The following is a 19,885-nucleotide window of genomic DNA, read 5'->3' as shown; positions in this document are numbered from 1 at the left end:
GCGAATTATTGATTATGACGTACCTTGGTGAATTGAATATCTATCGCCAGCATTAATTTGAGGTTATGCCGGTAAAATCAGAGGAACTCAGTTTTGGCTTTCAATTATAAAATGAATTATCAAGCTGGAAAAGAGTAAAGGATCTGTTTATTCTTTCATACACTGTTTCATTATGGTTATTGTTGTCGTAATGAATAAAAGTGTATCCTTCAAGATTATATAGAGAAACGGATAATTTTCAGCCTGCCAGCTACATGATATAGCTGCCGAAAATTAAAACGCCATATATTGTTTCTTAAAATAATAATTTGAAGTACTTTTGCGAAAATATATATTTTACTTATTGGAGTTAAATTAGACGCTCTAATAGATTTGACCTATGATTAAACTTAACTTCTTAGTCTTTTTATTTCTCCTTTGTTTATCTTTTGGAGTAATTGAAAATGCCTCGGCGCAAACCAACCTTCAAAATATTTCTTCTGTTAATGTTGATGATCTTTCCGATCAGCAAATTACTCAATTATTGCAGCAGGCACAAAACGCAGGTTTGAGTGACGTGCAATTACTGCAGCAGGCACAAACCAGGGGTATGTCAAATGCACAAGTGCAAAAATTGCAAACCAGAATAAGGGATATACGCAGTAAACAGCCTGGCAATAATGGTAAATCAATGGATACCATTATCATGAGTTCAAGGAAACCAACCTACAGGGTAGATACTCTTGATACTACCGCTGTGCGTAAAGATCTGTTTGAGAACTTTAAGCCGAAAATATTTGGTGCCGATATATTTAAGAATAAAAACAACAGTTTTGAGCCTAACTTAAAAGTGGCTACGCCTATTAATTATATCGTTGGTCCGGATGATCAATTGAATATTAGCGTTTACGGTAGTTCAGTTGTGAACTGGAAACTGGATGTAACGCCGGATGGTAATATCAACATTCCCGGAGTAGGTGTATTAAATGTAGGTGGTAAAACCATTGAAACTGCAACCTCTCTAATCAAAAGTAAGTTGTCAGCTAACAATTACGCTATTGGACGTGGAACCTCAGTTCAGGTAAGTTTAGGCAATATCCGTAGTATCAAGGTAATCATGGTAGGCCAATTGTTAAAACCCGGCACCTATACCCTGTCATCTTTATCTACCGTTTTTAACGCGCTTTATGCGGCAGGCGGTCCTACAGAAAATGGTAGCTTACGCCAGATTGAAGTGATACGGGATAACAAAATTATCCGCCATCTTGACGTTTATGACTTTTTGGTAAAAGGAAGCCAGAAAGATAATATAGCATTGCGCGATCAGGATATTGTACGTGTTCCATCTTACAGAACCAGGGTTGAACTGGCGGGGCAGGTTAAAATCCCGGCTTTGTTTGAAGTTATACCCGGCGAAAGTTTACAAGACGTTATTGGCTATGCCGGAGGGTTTACGGATAGCGCTTATACCGCAAGAATCAAGGTTTCGCAGATAAGTGATCAGCAACGTAAATTAACTGATGTTGTTGAGGATGATTATAAAAACTATATTCCTTTACGCGGGGATAAATATTTTATTCAATCAATATTAAACAGGTTCGAGAACAGGGTTACTATCACAGGTGCCGTATTTCGCCCGGGTGAGTATGAATTGCAGAAAGGATTAACGCTTGCCAAATTAATAGAAAGTGCGGCAGGCCTTAAGGAGGATGCCTTTATGGACCGGGGAACTATCACCAGGTTAAAGCCAGATAATCAGAAGGAAATGATTTCCTTTAATGTGAAGGATATCATAAGTAACCGGGTTTCTATCCTTTTACAAAGGGAAGATAGTATTTATGTAGCCTCCATTTTTGATTTGCGCAATAAATACCAGATAACCATTAACGGTTCGGTCAGAAAACCAGGAACGATCGCTTTCTCAGAAAATATGAAAGTTGAGGACCTGATACTCAGAACAGGAGGTTTTGTGGAAGGCGCAAGCCCTAAGCGCATAGAAGTTGCGCGTAGAATAAATGATTCTGACCCGCATTCAAAAAGCAGTAAAGTTGCGGAAGTATTTAGCGTTGATATTGACAGTAAGCTTAAGTTAGACAGTATCAATTTTGTATTGCAACCTTATGATATTGTGTCGGTTTATAATCTTCCTGGATATCAAAAACAAAAAACGGTGAAGATAGAAGGGGAGGTACTTTACCCTGGGTCATATACAATTACCAAAAAAGATGAGAAAATTTCTGACCTGGTTGCCCGTGCAGGTGGTACCACAGCTTCGGCAGATGTAGAAGGTGGTTCTTTAAAACGTGACAACATAGCCATTTTAGGTGTGGATAAGAATAAATCAGATACCTTAGCCATTGAAAAAGAAAGGCTTGAGCAGGCAAAACGCTTAAAAAGAAATGATAAAGCGTCGGGGTCTGATACAACCGCATTTAAAGAACAGGAACAACCAAGAAATAATTATGTTGGTATAGACCTGACTAAGATATTAAAATCACCAGGTTCCAAACTTGATTTGTTGTTAGAGGATGGAGACGTGGTACGGATCCCTAAACAGCAACAGGTTGTTCGTGTGAACGGCGAAGTGCTTTACCCGAGTGCTGTGGTTTATATTAAATCAAAATCATTTAATGATTATGTTTCAAATGCTGGTGGATATTCCCCAAAATCATTAAGGAGGGGGGCTTATGTTGTGTACCCTAATGGTACGGTAAAAGGTACAACCAAATTTTTATTTTTTAACAACCACCCTATTGTTAAGCCTGGAAGCGAAATTTATGTGCCTAAAAAGCCTTTAAGTACAAATAATACAGCGCAAACTATATTAGGCTTTACAACTGGTTTGGCATCATTAGGCGCTATTATTTTGGGTATTCTGAGCCTTAACAAATAAGCATTACTGATTTATGACCACAACAAATAAAACTGATAACGGATCAGGTGCCAATAATTCAGAGGATATTTCTTTGAAAGAACTTATTTTGAAAATGAGGAGCGTTTGGAGTTTCCTTTTATCGAAATGGGTAATTATAGTAATAGCAGGTATAGTTGGAAGCGCATTGGGGCTGGGCTATGCATTTATTAAGAAACCGCTTTATACAGCCGAATTAAGTTTTGCAACTGAAGATGATAAATCCTCATCAGGAGGAGGGTTAGGAGGTGCCCTTGGGCTGGCAAGTCAGTTTGGTATTGATTTAGGCAGTAATGGAGGGGGAGCATTTTCAGGCGATAATTTACTGGAACTGATGAAATCACGATCGATAGTTGAAAAGGTACTTTTATCTACTATTATAGTGAATAATAAAGAGCAGACTTTGGCAGACCTTTATATCTCATTTAATAAAATGAGAGACGACTGGAAAAATGAACCAACTTTAAAAGATGTTGATTTTTTACCAAATGCCGACAGATCAAAATTTTCATTAGGGCAAAATAAAGTGTTGAGCCTTTTTTATACAAAAATCTTAAAAAAGAACCTTACGGTTGATAAAATAGATAAAAAGCTAAGTATCATTAACATCACGGTAATTTCTGAGAATGAGATTTTTTCAAAGTATTTTGCTGAAATACTTGCAAAAACGGTATCAGATTTTTACATCAACACCAAAACAAAAAAATCTGTTCAAAATGTTAACATACTTCAGCGTCAAACAGATTCAGTTCGCAGTAAATTAGATGCCGCAATTGGCGGTGTGGCTTCATCGGCAGATATAAATCCAAATGCAAACCCTGCATTGCAGATATTGAGAGTTCCGTCTCAGCGTCGCCAGGTAGATGTGCAAGCCAATACTGCAATTTTAAATCAATTGGTTGCCAATTTAGAGTTAGCAAAGGTATCGTTACGAAAAGAAACTCCGCTCATTCAAATAATTGACAGACCAATTTTGCCTTTAGATAAAGAAAGCTTTGGTAAAGTAAAAGGAATTATTTTGGGAGGCATTGCCGGCGTTTTTTTAGTATCATTTATATTATTGATCAGGCGCATGTTTAAAATGGTAATGGCATAGGTACTTGTATGGAATTTGAAGATTATCTCTTATAACAGAAATCCTGCTGCCAGTTAAAGTGTGTATATCTATAAAACGCTGATTTTGGTAACAACTAATTTTGCTTGCCCGATTACATATGCAGGTAATTTAAATTGAAAAACGCCTTGAGATATAAATATTAACCGTTTTCAATTAAGCTGCATTTGCCACCAAAGTTCAATCCATCCTAAATAATCAAGTTAAATTGAAGAATTTTATAAAAATAGGTAATGAGGAAACAAAATCAATTGTTTCAAACGTGTCATGGCTTTTTAGTGATAAAATTCTTAGGATGGGGGTTGGTTTGGTGGTTGGCGTGTGGATTGCAAGGTACCTGGGGCCCGAAAACTTTGGTAAATGGAATTATGGCCTTGCTTTAACCGGTGTTTTTGCAGCCGTTTCAACACTCGGGTTAGATAGTTTGGTTGTTAAAGATTTGGTGAAAGTTGGGAGTGATGAAAAAATCATACTAGGTACAAGCTTAGTAATGCGCTTAGTTGGAAGTGTTGTTGCTGTTATACTTTCATACCTGATTGTTTTTTTCACCGAAAGAAATGATATACAAATGCAATTGATTGTTTTTGTATTGTCTTTATCCTTTATATTTCAATCTTTTGATGTGATCGATCTCTTCTTCCAATCGAAAGTTAAGTCTAAATATGTTGTAATAGCGAAGAATAGCGTTTTTTTGATTTGTGCATTGTTTAGGGTAGCGGGATTATATTTCAAGCTTAGCCTCATTTATTTTGTTGCTATGAGTACCGTAGAAATTGCATTTGGTGCCTTGGCTTTGCTTTATTACTATAGTAAAAAGTCATCCTACAGTATTTTTAGTTGGAAGGTAAGCAAAGCTTACGGGTTAGAAAAACTGAAGGAGTGCTGGCCAATAATTTTATCAGGAGTAATTATCATTATTTATATGAGAATTGACCAGATAATGATTAAGCAATTTTTGAATGAGAAAGCGGTAGGTATTTATTCTGCAGCCGTAAGAATAGTTGAGGTATGGTATTTTGTGCCGAGCACCATTACCGTATCGCTTTTTCCGGTTCTGATCAAAAATAAAGAAGATAATAATGGATATTATAAAACCGTTTTGAAGATGTTCAGATACCTTTTTCTGATCAGTTTCTCCATTTCGGTAATTATATTATTCACATCTGAACCGCTGATTACCCTCTTGTTTGGAAAAGCTTACATTGCTGCAGCATTTGCCTTGAAAATTAGTATCTGGACAGGGGTATTTGTTTTTTGGGGAGTGGGCGCGGGGAATATACTGGTGTTAGAAAATTTAAATAATCACAATTTATATAAATCATTAAGTAGTGTTTTTGTAAACGTAGGACTCAATTTTGTGCTGATTCCTAAATATGGCATCAACGGGGCAGCTATTGCAACACTAATTTCTCAGGCTTTTGGTTCTTATTTTTATTTTTTGATACCACGTGCCACAAGACATATATTTTGGTTGCAAACTAAATCAATGTTTTGGAAGTAATAGTAAGCGGCTTTTTAACGGCTCATCTGTTTTGATTGTGCAATTACCATTGCCAGCATTAAATGAAGCCAGCCTTGTGTAGTGGTTTTTAGGGAATTGACAGTCTTTAAAAACGTATTTAATAAAAGATTATGATATCATCCATTCCGAAAAGTGAGCTAAAAACACCGGTGTTACTTTTAATTTTTAATCGTCCTGAAACTACGAAATTGGTTTTTGAACAAATTAGAAAGGTAAAACCGTCATATTTATATGTAGCGAGTGATGGCCCAAGAACCGGCAATGAAAATGATAAAAAGGTTGTTGCTGAAACAAGAAACTGGGTGCTTCAAAATGTAGATTGGGATTGCCAGGTTGAAACATTGTTCAGAAGTGAAAACCTTGGTTGTGCCAACGCGGTATCATCGGCCATTGATTGGTTTTTCAACAACGTGGAAATGGGGATCATACTAGAAGACGATTGCCTTCCGGACGACTCTTTTTTTGATTTTTGCGAAGAACTCCTGATCAAATATCAGTACGATACACGAATAATGCATATTACAGGCACCAATTTATTGAGTGATTATAAACGTGAGGCCGACTATTCTTATTACTTCTCTAAATATGCTAACGTATGGGGATGGGCAAGCTGGAAGCGGGCATGGCAGAAGTATGATCTGGACATAAAGAGTTTTTCGGAGTATAGGGAAAAAGGGTATTTAAAAGATTATTTTTCATATTACCCGGCCTATGTAAGCCGGTTAAAATGGTATTCTGAAGTTTTAAATATTAAAGGTGATGAAAGAAATTTCGATACTTGGGATTATCAATGGTGTTTTACCTGTTCAAGTAATTCGGGACTTTCAATAGTGCCCAAAAAAAATCTTATAAAAAATATAGGATTTGGAGGTTCTGCAACGCATACCAATGTTGTAGATAAGTTTTTTTCTCAGGATACAGAAAAAATGGAAAGCCCCCTGGTACACCCCAATTTTGTTTTAGTTGATCAGCAGCATGATTTAGTTTACGAAAAAAAGGTGTTTGGCGGTAATTTTTTGGCTTTTAAAACTATACTGATTGATTTTCTTAGAAAAATAATTCTGAAACGGAAGGTTAGCTATTTGAAATATTTATAGATTTTTTTAGGATAGGGACAAATGACGCAAATAAAGGTTTTGCATTTAGGGTATAGTGATAACTACGGAGGCGCAAGCATAGCGATGAAGAGAATTCACGATGCTGTTTCTTTGAATAAAAATATAGTTTCAAAAATAGGAGTAATAAACAAAGTTACATCAAACGCCGATGTTTACTCCTTATCACATACATTGCTTGATAAAATCTGGGCTTATTTACGTGTAAGAATAGCCTACAAAGCAGTTAAACTTTTACAAAAAAGCAAAAATACCTCTGGCAGGTCGGTAAATATTTTTTCATCTTCTGTTCTTAAAAGAATCAGCTCTTTTGATGCTGATGTTATTCATTTGCACTGGATAGGTAATGAAACTATTAAACTTGAGGATCTCCCCAAAATTAAACAACCCATAATTTGGACTTTTCATGATAAATGGGCCATGCTGGGTGCCGAATATACAGATATATCAAACTCAAACAGATTTGTTGAAGGGTATTCTTCATCAAATTTCCCGAAAGACAGCAGTGGGCTTGATATTGACAAATGGACATGGAAAAGAAAACAAAAAGTATTTGCACAAAAAAGCATACAACCTGTTGCAGTGAGTTCATGGCTGAGCCAGGAAATAAAAAGATCGTTAATATGGAAATCATCATCGCCTGTTGTGATCAATAATCCTATAGATGAAAAAATATGGGTAGTAAAAGATAAGAGCCAGTGCAGATCAGAGCTCGATCTGCCATCCAATACTTTTATTATTTCATTTGGCGCTGTAAATGCATTAAGCGATGAGCTAAAGGGTTATCAGCTATTGTTAAAGGCTTTAATGGTCATTGCTACCACTCTGCCCAATGAAAATATATTATGTGTTATATTTGGCGATGATTCGGTTCAGACAATAGATGTGGCTGGAAATTTAAAAATTCGTGTTATCGGGAAAATTAACAATATGCAGGCTTTGAATAGCATATACTCGGCATCGGATGTTGTTGCTGTTCCCTCATATTTTGAAACGTTTGGCCAGGTAGCGCTTGAATCTGTTTGTTGCGGAACACCGGTTGCTTGTTTTAATACTTCCGGACTCCGTGATGTTGTACGTAATGGAGAAAATGGCATTTTTGCCAATCCTTATGATCATGATAGCCTGGCCCATGCAATTATGGAGGCACGAAATATTAAACTTACTGAGAAATATATTCAGGGGTATGCGCACAGATTTAGTTATGCCAGTATATCGCAGCAATATACAGATATATATAAGCAAGTTTTAAAAGTAGCTTTTTAATGGATTCTCTTCACTACTTCCTTATTGTATACGAAAATTGGTTTTTGTTTCTGCTTGCAAATGTGGTGGTATTTATAATATATTATTTTGTATTCAGAAGATATTATATCTCCATTTTAGATCCATTTACCTACGCTACTTTTTTTTCGGCAATGGCTGTTGTGGTTCCTTTGTTCTTATTTTTTGTTGACCAGATCTCTTTAAAGCTATTTCTTTCATTTTTATTTACGCAAACGGCTTTCTTTTTGGGCTTTTTAACGGTTTCGCCCATAAAAATACATAAGAAGGAAAATTACGAGCCTCTGGTAATTTCAGGGCAGGAAATAAGGTTTGCGAAGTGGTTGTTTATTATTATAGGCATAACTGATATTTCTCTACAGTTATTTTCGTACAAATTAGTAGGCATTCCGATATTGGCCGATTCCAGGCTGGCAATTTATGGCGAAAGCGGGGGTATTGAAAATCTACTTAAAAGAGCCCTGGATGTTATTTTTCAATGTTACGTGTTTTTAGCGATCTTCTTTTTTTATTATAAGAACAAAAGTTTTGGCTTTAAAATATTTACATGGATAAGTATAGTTGCGGTAGTGATATTTTCTATGCTATCAGGAGCAAAGGGAGCCTTGGTTACATTCGGGAACGCCATATTTATTTATGCGCTGTATTCGCTGAGATGGGGAGATAACAATTTATTTTTCAAGATAAAGAAACTGGTATACAAGTTTGGAATAATTGGAGTTTTGGCGGCTATTGGCATAATTGCCGTTTCTGAAAAAGACACCAACCCATTCGTTTTTCTTTTGTATCGTATTGGTCAATCGGGCGACGTTTATTATATGGCTTATCCTAACGCCGTTATTGATAAGGTTCCAACTATGAATTGGTTTGTTGCCTTGTTTGCAAGTCCGTTGAGTTTATTAGGCCTTATTCCAAGATCAATGGTGCCCAAACCTATAGGCTTTTTTTTAATGGAGTTTCATAACCCGGGTATAGAGTTTAAAGGGCCAAACCCAAGGATGAACATTTTTAGTTATGTTTATTTTGGTGTGTTTTTTTCTCCGCTCTTTTGTTTTGTAATTGGTGTGATCACATCCTTTTTCAGGAATAAGATATTTTATTTGCTGCCTAAAAATATTTTTGGGTGTTTTATGTATTTTTTATTTCTAAACTTTGCTTTAACATTAGAACCTGATTTTTACAACGCGCAGTCGGCCTTTATCAATATCCTTATCATTTTGCCATTTTTTATCATTGTTTCCTACTTTCTATCTTTAAAAAAAGATGAATCAAAATAATATTTTAGTTAGCATTATTATAGCCACTTATAATGCCGAAGATCATATAGGCAACGCGTTGGCAAGCTTAATACCTAATATTAATGAAAGCACAGAAATAATTATAGTTGATGGGCTATCAAAGGATAATACTTTAAATATTATAAGCGAATACAAAAATCACATCGCAAAGGTGTGTTCTGAAAAGGATAAGGGTATTTACGATGCCATGAATAAAGGGGTATCAATGGCAAGCGGGAAGTTTATTCTTTTCCTTGGGGCCGATGATAAGCTGCTGATTAATATTAATGAACTTACGCCGCTATTGCTGCGTGATGATACTATTTACTACGGGGATGTACTCATCAATAATTCAAATGTTAATTACGGCGGTAAATTTAATTTGGCAAAACTGCTTAACAAGAATATTTGTCACCAAAGTATTTTGTATCCCCGCTCTGTTCTTGCAAAGTATCCATTTGATTTGCGGTATAAATTAATGGCCGATTATGTTTTAAATATGAAGTTATGGTCAACAAAAAATATCAACTTCAGCTACATAGATAGAATTATAGCGCAATACAGCTTAGAGGGAGAATCAAGCAGGAATAAGGATCTGGTGTTTCAGAAAGACTCAATTAAAATGGTGTATGATCTATTCGGATTTTATGGATTGGCCATCAAATCTTTTAATCCGGTAAGAAGAATTTTTAAGTTTTGACTTTTTGAAAGCAGAGGCCATATAAAGTAATTATGAGTGTTGTTAAACCCAAAGAAAAAAGATTAGAATACCTTGATAGTTTAAGAGGATTGGCATCTGTGTCTGTCATCATCAGTCATTTTGTATTAGCGTACAGGATTGATCTGGAGTCAAGGTTAGTAAATTATAGCCCGTTTCATTTTTTTTATGATGGTTTTGCAGCCGTTTCGCTGTTTTTTATATTGAGCGGTTATGTGCTTACACTATCAATGGAAAGAAAGCCAAATTTAGGTTTAAGCGAATTTTATCAAAAAAGAATATTCAGGATCATGCCTGCCTATATTGTTACGCTATGCCTGAGTTTTTTGGCTTATTCATTTTACAAGGTGCAGCATACTGTTCCTAATACCAGTTCATGGATTAATGAGTTTTGGAGTAAACCATTAAACTTATACCATTTTTTAAAACAACTGATCTTCCTGAGCCCGGGTGATAATGCCGAACTGGTTCCGCAAAACTGGTCATTAGGCATTGAGATGTTATTTTCTTTTTTAATACCTTTTCTTTATCTGATAAACAAAAAAACAGATTGGTTGCATTTATTGGTTTTTAACGTGGTGCTTTACTTTTTATTTAAGGTATCAGTTTTTATAATACATTTTTCTTTAGGGATACTTTTGGCTCTTTATCAAAAGGAAATCGTTGGCTTTTTTAAATCTGTAAAACAAAGATATAAGTTGATCGTGATCGTGGTTATCTGGTTCCTTTACACCTACAGGTATACACTCCCCATGTATTATTACTATTACTTCAGAAAACAATCATTAATACTTGGCAATGACGACCTGATTTGGGTGATAACCGGCCTGGGGGCATTCTTTATTTTGGCGTATTGCCTGTCTTCAGATAGGTTGCAAAAGGTTCTAAATATGAGGCCCTTTGTTTTTATAGGTAAAATATCATATGCCATATACTTAACACATATGATATTTGTAATATTTGTAACTCCCTTTTTCATATCGTTACTTAATAATATGGGTATTGTAAATAAGTATGTTGTTTGGTTTTCTTCGCTACTTGCTGTGTTGGGATTAACTTTTACGGTATCATACCTTTTAACCACATTTGTTGAAATCCCCTTGGTGAAAACAGGCGCCCGTTTCTTAAAAAGCAAAAAATAAATTAGAAATATTTTACCCGAGAGTAAAAATTTACGTTTAACAAATTCAATTTCATGAAGAATAAATTTATACCATTCTATTTCCCTCAATTACATGCCATCCCCGAAAATGATTTATGGTGGGGCGAGGGATATACGGATTGGGATAGAGTTAAAGTGGCTTACTCTTTAGATGAAAATCACTATCAGCCCCGCATTCCTTTAAATGGTAATTATTATGATCAGAGTAAAAAGGAAACCATACAATGGCAAATTGATTTGGCTGTAAAGCATAATGTGTACGGCTTTAACTTCTATCATTATTGGTTTGATGGTAAAATTCTGTTAGATAAGCCTATAGCTTTGTTTAAAAGTTTAAATCATGATTTAAAATATTGTGTTACCTGGGCCAATGAAACATGGACAAAACGCTGGGATGGAAAGTTCAATGAAATTTTAATTAAACAAAATCATTATCATGACAAGCTGGAATGGAAAAAACATTTTGACTACCTATACCAGTTTTTTAGTGATCCAAGGTATATCAGAATTGATGACAAGCCTGTTTTTTGTATTTACAGGCCTGATATTTTTCCTGATATAGATGATTTTATTGAATTTTTTCAAAGCGAAGCTGTTAAGCGGGGACTTAGAGGGCTTCATTTTGTTGCGGTAAAGGCTTACGAAACAAGCAAGGATTTTGAAAAATTTGATTCATTTCTTCGGTTTCAACCGAGGGATCTTTTTAGTTCATTGAATGGAAAGAAAAGTAAATTAAGCAAAACAATTGAAAAAACTTTAAGGTCAATTCCTGAAAAGTATCAGATTTTGATAGGCGAGTTTATTCATAAGTATCAAAAAAAGGTATCATTTGATTACGAGGTTTTTTGTGAAAAATTAATAGAAAATTCACGAAAGGATAAGCTGTCATCAAAACAAATTTTTCAATCAATAATAGTTGATTGGGATAATGCGGCCAGATATAAGGATAAGGCCAGATATTTCATTAACACGGGGCCCGAAAAATTTGAAAGGGCGCTTAAAGAATTGATCAGGATAGAAGAAACGTATGATAATAACTTCATATTTATTAATGCCTGGAACGAGTGGTCTGAAGGTGCTTATCTTGAACCGGATGAAAAAAATGGATTCAGCTATTTAGATGTGCTTAAAAAATTGAGCAATTATTAAAATATTTTTCAGCTATTGGTTATTCTTAACCAAGTAAAATTAAGATAATGAAATACGATATTACAGGTAGTCTGGTGTGCTATAAGAATGATAGGACTATACTGGGAGAGGCGATAAAAAGTTTTTTAAATACCAGTTTAAATATAAAGTTATTGTTGATTGATAATTCGCCAACAAATTCATTACATGATATTATCACCGATCCACGGGTAATTTATATCCACAATCCATCTAATCCGGGGTTTGGGGCGGCCCATAATTTAGCCATCAAAAAAATATTAGACGAGTCAAACTATCACCTTATCCTGAACCCTGATATTTATTTTGAATCAGGAACTCTTGAACTACTGAATAATTATATGGAGCAAAACCCAGGCGTGGGCCATGTTATGCCTAAGGTTTTATACCCGGACGGATCAACTCAATATTTGTGTAAAACTAATCCTACTCCCTTTGATTTGTTTACCAGGAGGTTTTTACCTGGCTTTTTAAAAAGCATGTTTAAGGAACGAATGGACCGTTATGAGTATCGGGATAAAGATTACGACAAAGAAATGCTGAACATACCATACCTTTCTGGTTGCTTTATGTTCATTAGAACAAAAGTATTTAAGGAGGTGGGTTATTTTGATGATAGGATATTCATGTACATTGAAGATGCCGATCTCACCCGCAGGATACTTCAGGTTAGCCAAACGGCCTATTACCCATTAGCAAAGGTGTATCACCATTTTGCAAAAGGATCGCACAAAAGCTGGAGATTAACCTGGTATTCTATTCATGGAGCATTTATCTACTTCAATAAATGGGGCTGGTTTTAATAGTATAGTATATAATTATGATTTTATTAACGGGTTCATCAGGTTTTCTGGGAAAGGCTATACTGGCAGAAATGGGTACACTTCAGGTGAAAACCTTGAGCCGCACATATGGCGATTACCAGGTAAATCTTCAGTCAGAAGTTCCGCATTTTAAAGAGCAATTTGAATTAGTTATTCATGCGGCAGGAAAGGCCCATTCTGTACCCAGAACCGAGCGTGAGAAACAAGATTTTTTTGATGTTAACGTTGCCGGTACAGCTAACCTGTTAAAAGGACTTGAAAATTCTGGATTGCCTAAATCCTTTATATTCATTAGTAGTGTTTCTGTTTATGGCAAAGAAGCCGGAATCCAGATTAACGAAAATACTTCTTTACTGGCCACTGATGCGTATGGAAAAAGTAAAATAGCTGCAGAAACTTTAGTTCAAGACTGGTGTGATCAAAACAAGGTTATTTGTACAATATTAAGGCTTCCATTGTTGGCCGGCCCCAACCCGCCGGGCAATTTAAAATCAATGATTAAAGGAATAGGGTCTGGATATTATTTTAACATAGCTGGAGGAAAGGCAAAAAAGAGTATTGTTCTTGCAGATGATGTAGCAAAGATACTTCCAGCCGTTGCCAAAGTTGGTGGGGTATTTAATTTAACAGACAGGTATCATCCCAACTTTTCAGAGCTGTCAAAGCTGATTGCAGGGCAGTTGGATAAAAGTACTCCTCTTAATATACCCCTATGGCTCGCCAAGTTGATGGCTTACGCAGGCAATGTAATTGGCTCTAAGTCACCTATTGATATAAAGAAACTAAATAAGATGATTTCTGAGCTTACATTTAATGATGATAAAGCCGTTGCAACTTTAGGATGGAATCCGAGGCCTGTATTGCAGAGTTTTAAAATTAAAAGCTAAGCCTATTTTATACTCGCCCGGGTTTTTAAGTAAACTTTAAATAGATATTTTTTTATTAAAAAATATCTATTTAAAGTTTTAATCATTTCAATTGTATCAAATGCTATTCTTACAACGTATTGGATTATGAAAGTGAAAGATTAGGCCTCTTATATGCGTGCATATCTAAGAAATAAGAAACCAAAAACTATCGCTGTTAGCCTGCAGAGATATTTTTATTTCCTTAGGCCAATAGCGAAATCACAGTTAATTTATTTTAAAATATTACTTTTGAACCAAGACGAGCAGTAATTGTATGGGTTTTCTGACACTTTTGACTTTCTTTTTTATAGCATTTGCCATTGAATTGGTGTATTTCAGAATAGCTCTTAAATACAAAATTATAGATCATCCCAACCATCGGAGCTCGCATTCAAAAATAACTATAAGGGGTGGGGGCATAATATTTTGCCTTTTGCTTTTGCTAAGTCCTTTTTATTTAGGATGGGGATACAGCTACTTTCTTTCAGGGCTGTTTTTGATTTGTTTGATAAGCTTTACCGATGACATTAAACCAATCAGCAATAGAATCAGAATTGTTTTTCATTTAACAGCGGTAGCTTTGTTATTCAGCCAGTTGGGTATATATCATTTACCTTTTTATTGGATTTTACTTGCTTTTGTTTTTGTGATAGGTATTATTAACGCTATTAATTTTATGGATGGCATTAATGGTATAACGGGCGGTTTTGGTCTGGTAACATTAGTTACTTTGTATTATATCAACAGTAATATTATTTCGTTTACAGACAGAGGCCTGCTAACCTTGCCAATTTTGGCCGTCTTGGTTTTCAATTTTTTTAATTTTCGGAAAAAAGCAAAATGTTTTGCCGGTGATGTGGGGAGCGTGGGTTTGGGTTTTATAGTACTCTTTTTTCTATTGCAGTTAATAATTAAAACTAATAACCTTAATTATCTTTTATTGTTATTAGTATATGTTTTGGATACCTCAACTACGATTTTGTTTAGAATAATACGGAAAGAAAATATTTTTAAGGCGCACAGAAGTCATTTTTATCAATTTTGGGCAAATGAAAAAAAGATTCCGCATTTGGTTGTTGCGGGAGGATATGCAATTTTGCAGGCTATTGTAAATTTAATTGTGATAAACATTTCTGCACAATCAATTGTTAATCTATTATTAACTACCGGAGTTACAATAGTTGTATTTATTTTAATCCGGTTAATGATTGAAGGGTCAACCAGGATTTTTAATGTTAAGACACAAAATGTTTAGGTGTTATAACATTAAATATTTAATATATAAAAACAATTTAAGTTTTGTTACTTTTGTCAACAGTAATATAATGTCTGCTTCGTTGTTTAGTCAATTAAAAGTCGTTCAATATCAGCATTGCTTTGGCCTTGCAAGGCTAAGTTGTTTTTTGTCGCTACTGATTATTAAATATAACAATTAAGACTTAATACGTTAATACAAATATGAAAATTTTTAAGTTTCTTTAAAATAAACCGGGTATATATCATAATGATAAGAAATGTGTAACAAGTTCGAGATTCTCATAAAGAAAACCTGAATTATATACATATTTATGATTTATATTTTAGTTTTCTATACCAACATCTATTACCTATGACATCACCTGCTTTATTTTATCGATTGAATATAGTGCCGCGCTGGATCATCTTTATACTTGACCTACTTATAGGCCTTTTATCCTTTACTGTATCTTATGCCATCAAGTATAATTTTGATTTCTCTCATCTTAATTATTTAGCATTTGCGCAAAACGCTATAATAATTACGGTAGTGAGCACCGTGGTGTTTTTTGCAGTAAAAACTTATGCAGGCATCATAAGGTACACGAGCGCGCAGGATTCTTTCCGGATATTTTTATCAGTATTGATAACAAACGGAGCATTTTTTCTGATCAATATTGCTTCAGTGGCATTTTACGGCGTAGCCCTTATTACAACAGGCATATTGGTTATAAATGCTTTAACCTGCTTTTTATTGATGGTTACCTACCGGATTTTGGTTAAATATTCTTTTTTATATGTGAAGAATCTTAAACTGGATAAACAACGGGTAATTATTTATGGCGCGGGCGAAGCCGGGGTTGCTACCAAAAGAACTCTTGATCACGATTATAAGGTTAATAAAAATATTATAGCCTTTGTTGATGATGACCAGCGAAAAGTTGGTAAAACAATTGATGGTGTTAAAATACTAAATGCCAAAGATTTGCCTTTACTGATAAAGGAACATGAATTGGATGAGATCATTTTTGCCTCATACACTATACCGCTTGAGCACAAAAATGCAATGGTTGATATATGTCTTGAAAATGATATTAAGGTATTAAATATCCCGCCGCATGAAGTTTGGCCGAGTGGTAGGTTACAGCCCGCCCAAATTCAAAATATTAATATTGAGGATTTACTAAACAGAAAATCAATAGAGATTGATATTACAGGTATTCAAAGCGAATTAAAGGGTAAAAGGATATTAATTACAGGTGCAGCAGGTTCTATCGGCAGCGAGATTGTAAGGCAGTTGCTCAAGTTTGATACCGGTTTGATCATCATGTGCGATCAGGCAGAAACAGCTTTGCATCATTTATACCTGGAGATTAAGGAAATGCGTACCGAGCTGAATTTTCATGCCTTTGTTGGGGATGTAAAGGATGAGAAACGGATGCAGAGCTTATTTGAAACATATAAGCCGCAATATGTGTATCATGCAGCTGCATATAAACATGTTCCTTTAATGGAAGATAACCCGGCAGAAGCCATTAAAACCAATGTTTTGGGTACTAAAACCATTGCCGATCTTTCCGTAAAACATGGGGTGCAAAAGTTTGTAATGATTTCTACAGATAAGGCCGTTAACCCAACTAATGTAATGGGGGCTTCCAAAAGGATAGCTGAAATATATGTTCAATCCTTAAATAAAGCTTTAATTAACAGGGATTTCAGGTTTACCAATGGTTTAAGTCAGCTTAACCTTAGCCGCTGCGATACACGTTTCATTACCACCCGGTTTGGGAACGTATTAGGATCAAACGGATCGGTTATACCTCGTTTTAAACAGCAAATTGAAAAAGGTGGTCCTGTAACCGTAACTCATCCGGAGATTACCCGTTATTTTATGACCATACCTGAAGCCTGCAGACTTGTGCTGGAAGCCGGCTGTATGGGAAGGGGAGGCGAAATATTCATATTTGATATGGGTAAATCAGTGAAAATTATTGAGCTTGCTCACCGCATGATCCGTTTAGCGGGTTTAGTACCTGATCAGGACATCAAAATTGAGTTTACAGGTTTAAGACCAGGCGAAAAACTGTATGAAGAGTTATTGAATGACAGCGAGAATACCATGCCAACCCACCACGAAAAAATCATGATAGGTAAGGTAAGGGAGTACTTGTTCATCGAAATAGAAAAACAGATATACAATTTGATTCATCATGCCAAAAACAATGACGACCAGCAAGTAGTGAGGTCAATGAAACAAATAGTACACGAATTTAAAAGTAAAAATTCCATCTTTGAAGAGCTGGATCTCATAGCTAATGTTAGTTAAATGAATAAAAAATTACTCCCCCTTGTTTTTTTTCTAATTCTTTTTCTATCGTGTAAGCAGCATGTTCGCAATGAAGTTGAGGTCTATAATAATGACTTTGAATCAAGTGATTTAACGAATATTAAAGGCGGCATTATTGGTCAATTTAATGGTTCAAATGTGCTGGGGCAATTCAGCAATGGCGATTTTGTGCTATCTCTGAATAATTTGCCGGCCCACGATCTCATCACAGTTTCTTTTGACTTGTATATACACGATAACTGGCGCGGAGAATTACTACCCGATGGGCCCGCCATATGGCAAATGTTGATTGATGGTGGTCCATATATAAACACCACATTTTCAAATCTCGATTGCAAAGAAGGTAACATATGCCCGCCTCAATCTTATCCTGATAATTACCCTAATAATAATCATAACCCCCGCTCTGGCGCGTTCAGAACTGATTTGCCGGGTGTATGCAGTATGAAAAATGACCCCAACGGAACAACCATGTATAAAATAACCAAGACTTTTAAACACTCAGGCGGCAGCATAGCTTTTGAATGTTTAGATAGATTGGATCAAAAGGATTATCCAGATCCTAAATGTGAGAAAAGCTGGTCTGTAGATAATATTAGTATCAAAGCCATTAGTTTATGAAGACCAGCAAGCTTTTAATTGCAACCGTAGTATTAAGTTTATTGCGGTTGAATGCTTTTTCGCAATCATTGCCCGTTGGTACCGCAGCTTTAGAAGATTATTACCGGAGAACTCAGCTTTTGGGTAATACAGATTCAAGTGTGTCGTTCACAGTAAGGCCACTTTTTCCTACTTATATTAAAAAGGGCGCTGATCCATTTTATCCGGATAGTACCGAAAAACGGTATAACTTACTCAATGCCGATCGCTTTTTTCAATCGGCCAACGGTAAGCTGAAGGGTAGTTTTTTACCACTTACACTTCAAACCCAGGTTAATTCCAATCATCCATACGGGTGGAATGATGGGCCCATGATACCGGCTAAAGGGCTGCAAACCTATTTTAGTGCAGGTATATTTATGCAATACGGGCCGTTAACCATACAATTCAGACCCGAATTTGTATCTGCGGTTAATGCTCCATTTGATACATTTAATCAGCAGCATTATGATGTTATATTTTCACGCTATTATGACATCTACAACAATATTGATTTGCCGGTTAGGTTTGGCACCAGTGCATATAATAGGGCATTTTGGGGCCAAAGTAGTATCAGGTTAAATTTTAAGGATCTTTCTGTTGGTTTATCTACAGAAAATTTATGGTGGGGACCAGGGATACGAAATTCTTTATTGATGAGTAACTCTGCACCGGGTTTCACGCACTTAACTTTCAACACGCTGCGCCCCATAAAAACTGCTATAGGTTCGTTTGAAGGTCAGCTGATTGCGGGTAGGCTCGAAAATTCTGGATTTCCGCCGCTTGTGCCTGATCATGTTTTTTTCGGAACCAACTTGTATGTTCCAAAACCGAATAACTGGCGATACTTATCAGGAATAATTGTAACCTGGCAACCTAAGTGGATACCCGGCTTATTTTTAGGATTTGATCAAACTTCGCAGCTTTATGGCAAAAACTTAAACGGATTACGTGATTACTTACCGTTTTTTTCGCCTATAAAATCAACTACTGCCCCGGATGCTTCGCTTGATCAAAAGGATCAAAGGAGTTCATTGTTTATGCGCTGGTTATGGCCGCAGGAACATGCGGAGGTGTACTTTGAGTGGGGGCACAATAATTCGTCGGCCGATTTAACGCAGGCATTGCTTTCTCCGGATAAATCACGCGCATATGTTTGGGGACTCAGGAAATTAATACCTTTCAACAAAGCTCGTGAAGAAAACGTCATGATAGGGGTTGAAGTGGCTACACTCCAGGAAAACGATATTACTAATATTTTGAACGGAACAGAGTGGTATGTAAATAAAAGTATCCGTCAAGGATATACTAACCGTGGCGAAAGTTTGGGAGCTGGTATTGGTCCTGGTGCAAACTTACAGTCGTTGGATGTTAGCTGGGTGAAAGGACTAAAAAAAATAGGATTGCAAATAGAGCGTTATGCACATAACAACGATTTTTACTATTATGCATATTATGATAGCCAGGATTTCAGGAGGCATTGGGTTGATCTGAGCCTGGCACTTAACGGCGAATGGAATTATAAAAATTTGATTTTTAATGCCAAAATTCAAGGTATACGTTCCTTAAATTATCAATGGTATTTGAAGCAGCTTCCTGGTGAGCCGTATTTCGTTAACGGAATCACCGTATCTAATTTACAAGTTCAAGCGGGTGTTACCTACAGATTTTAACACTATATC

General features: G+C 35.8%; 15 protein-coding genes. All 15 read left to right on the top strand.

Annotated features, from left to right (window positions below; translation table 11 throughout):
• Positions 1-379 precede the first annotated feature (379 nt).
• The 15 genes from QWZ01_RS04635 to QWZ01_RS04565 all read left to right on the top strand — a co-directional run bounded on the left by QWZ01_RS04635 (position 380) and on the right by QWZ01_RS04565 (position 19,876).
• Complete coding sequence (locus QWZ01_RS04635) at positions 380-2,872, top strand: SLBB domain-containing protein (protein ID WP_290322068.1); 2,493 nt, start codon at positions 380-382, stop codon at positions 2,870-2,872.
• Between the two features lie 13 nt (positions 2,873-2,885).
• Complete coding sequence (locus QWZ01_RS04630; RefSeq protein ID WP_290322067.1) at positions 2,886-3,986, top strand: Wzz/FepE/Etk N-terminal domain-containing protein; 1,101 nt, start codon at positions 2,886-2,888, stop codon at positions 3,984-3,986.
• 226 nt (positions 3,987-4,212) lie between these two features.
• Complete coding sequence (locus QWZ01_RS04625; RefSeq protein ID WP_290322066.1) at positions 4,213-5,505, top strand: flippase; 1,293 nt, start codon at positions 4,213-4,215, stop codon at positions 5,503-5,505.
• Between the two features lie 131 nt (positions 5,506-5,636).
• Positions 5,637-6,623: a nucleotide-diphospho-sugar transferase gene (locus QWZ01_RS04620; protein WP_290322065.1), complete on the top strand. Its 987-nt coding sequence runs from the start codon at positions 5,637-5,639 to the stop codon at positions 6,621-6,623.
• A 21-nt stretch (positions 6,624-6,644) separates the two neighbouring features.
• Positions 6,645-7,907, top strand: coding sequence for a glycosyltransferase (locus QWZ01_RS04615; RefSeq protein WP_290322064.1), 1,263 nt, complete (start codon positions 6,645-6,647; stop codon positions 7,905-7,907).
• Positions 7,907-9,202, top strand: coding sequence for an O-antigen polymerase (locus QWZ01_RS04610; protein WP_290322063.1), 1,296 nt, complete (start codon positions 7,907-7,909; stop codon positions 9,200-9,202). Before QWZ01_RS04615 ends, QWZ01_RS04610 begins: the two co-directional genes overlap by 1 nt.
• Positions 9,189-9,902 (top strand): glycosyltransferase family 2 protein, encoded by a 714-nt coding sequence (locus tag QWZ01_RS04605; protein WP_290322062.1) that lies wholly within the window; start codon positions 9,189-9,191, stop codon positions 9,900-9,902. The genes QWZ01_RS04610 and QWZ01_RS04605 overlap by 14 nt, the downstream gene beginning before the upstream one ends.
• Positions 9,903-9,934: 32 nt before the next feature.
• Complete coding sequence (locus tag QWZ01_RS04600) at positions 9,935-11,062, top strand: acyltransferase family protein (protein WP_290322061.1); 1,128 nt, start codon at positions 9,935-9,937, stop codon at positions 11,060-11,062.
• A 53-nt stretch (positions 11,063-11,115) separates the two neighbouring features.
• Entirely contained in the window at positions 11,116-12,231 is a 1,116-nt protein-coding gene (locus tag QWZ01_RS04595; protein WP_290322060.1) for a glycosyltransferase WbsX family protein, read from the top strand.
• 47 nt (positions 12,232-12,278) lie between these two features.
• Positions 12,279-13,052 carry a glycosyltransferase gene (locus QWZ01_RS04590; protein WP_290322059.1) on the top strand — a complete coding sequence of 258 codons (774 nt, stop codon included), beginning with the start codon at positions 12,279-12,281 and terminating at the stop codon, positions 13,050-13,052.
• Positions 13,053-13,069: 17 nt separating this feature from the next.
• Entirely contained in the window at positions 13,070-13,960 is an 891-nt protein-coding gene (locus QWZ01_RS04585) for an NAD-dependent epimerase/dehydratase family protein (protein ID WP_290322058.1), read from the top strand.
• A gap of 295 nt (positions 13,961-14,255) precedes the next feature.
• Positions 14,256-15,236, top strand: a complete 981-nt coding sequence (locus tag QWZ01_RS04580) for an MraY family glycosyltransferase (RefSeq protein WP_290322057.1) — start codon at positions 14,256-14,258, stop codon at positions 15,234-15,236.
• A 354-nt stretch (positions 15,237-15,590) separates the two neighbouring features.
• Positions 15,591-17,543: a polysaccharide biosynthesis protein gene (locus QWZ01_RS04575; RefSeq protein WP_290322056.1), complete on the top strand. Its 1,953-nt coding sequence runs from the start codon at positions 15,591-15,593 to the stop codon at positions 17,541-17,543.
• A complete protein-coding gene (locus tag QWZ01_RS04570) occupies positions 17,544-18,185 on the top strand; it encodes a hypothetical protein (RefSeq protein WP_290322055.1) in 642 nt (213 codons plus the stop codon). It begins immediately after the preceding gene.
• A complete protein-coding gene (locus tag QWZ01_RS04565) occupies positions 18,182-19,876 on the top strand; it encodes a capsule assembly Wzi family protein (protein WP_290322054.1) in 1,695 nt (564 codons plus the stop codon). The genes QWZ01_RS04570 and QWZ01_RS04565 overlap by 4 nt, the downstream gene beginning before the upstream one ends.
• Positions 19,877-19,885 lie beyond the last annotated feature (9 nt).

Origin of the sequence: Mucilaginibacter aquaedulcis, from assembly GCF_030409325.1 — a bacterium.
Classification (GTDB): Bacteria; Bacteroidota; Bacteroidia; order Sphingobacteriales; family Sphingobacteriaceae; genus Mucilaginibacter; species Mucilaginibacter aquaedulcis.
This window is presented reverse-complemented; position numbering and strand designations above follow the sequence as displayed.

Coding starts and splice junctions, on each gene's coding strand:
- QWZ01_RS04635 (WP_290322068.1), top strand. CDS start 380: ATGATTAAACTTAACTTCTTAGTCTTTTTATTTCTCCTTTGTTTATCT.
- QWZ01_RS04630 (WP_290322067.1), top strand. CDS start 2,886: ATGACCACAACAAATAAAACTGATAACGGATCAGGTGCCAATAATTCA.
- QWZ01_RS04620 (WP_290322065.1), top strand. CDS start 5,637: ATGATATCATCCATTCCGAAAAGTGAGCTAAAAACACCGGTGTTACTT.
- QWZ01_RS04615 (WP_290322064.1), top strand. CDS start 6,645: ATGACGCAAATAAAGGTTTTGCATTTAGGGTATAGTGATAACTACGGA.
- QWZ01_RS04610 (WP_290322063.1), top strand. CDS start 7,907: ATGGATTCTCTTCACTACTTCCTTATTGTATACGAAAATTGGTTTTTG.
- QWZ01_RS04605 (WP_290322062.1), top strand. CDS start 9,189: ATGAATCAAAATAATATTTTAGTTAGCATTATTATAGCCACTTATAAT.
- QWZ01_RS04600 (WP_290322061.1), top strand. CDS start 9,935: ATGAGTGTTGTTAAACCCAAAGAAAAAAGATTAGAATACCTTGATAGT.
- QWZ01_RS04595 (WP_290322060.1), top strand. CDS start 11,116: ATGAAGAATAAATTTATACCATTCTATTTCCCTCAATTACATGCCATC.
- QWZ01_RS04590 (WP_290322059.1), top strand. CDS start 12,279: ATGAAATACGATATTACAGGTAGTCTGGTGTGCTATAAGAATGATAGG.
- QWZ01_RS04585 (WP_290322058.1), top strand. CDS start 13,070: ATGATTTTATTAACGGGTTCATCAGGTTTTCTGGGAAAGGCTATACTG.
- QWZ01_RS04580 (WP_290322057.1), top strand. CDS start 14,256: ATGGGTTTTCTGACACTTTTGACTTTCTTTTTTATAGCATTTGCCATT.
- QWZ01_RS04575 (WP_290322056.1), top strand. CDS start 15,591: ATGACATCACCTGCTTTATTTTATCGATTGAATATAGTGCCGCGCTGG.
- QWZ01_RS04570 (WP_290322055.1), top strand. CDS start 17,544: ATGAATAAAAAATTACTCCCCCTTGTTTTTTTTCTAATTCTTTTTCTA.
- QWZ01_RS04565 (WP_290322054.1), top strand. CDS start 18,182: ATGAAGACCAGCAAGCTTTTAATTGCAACCGTAGTATTAAGTTTATTG.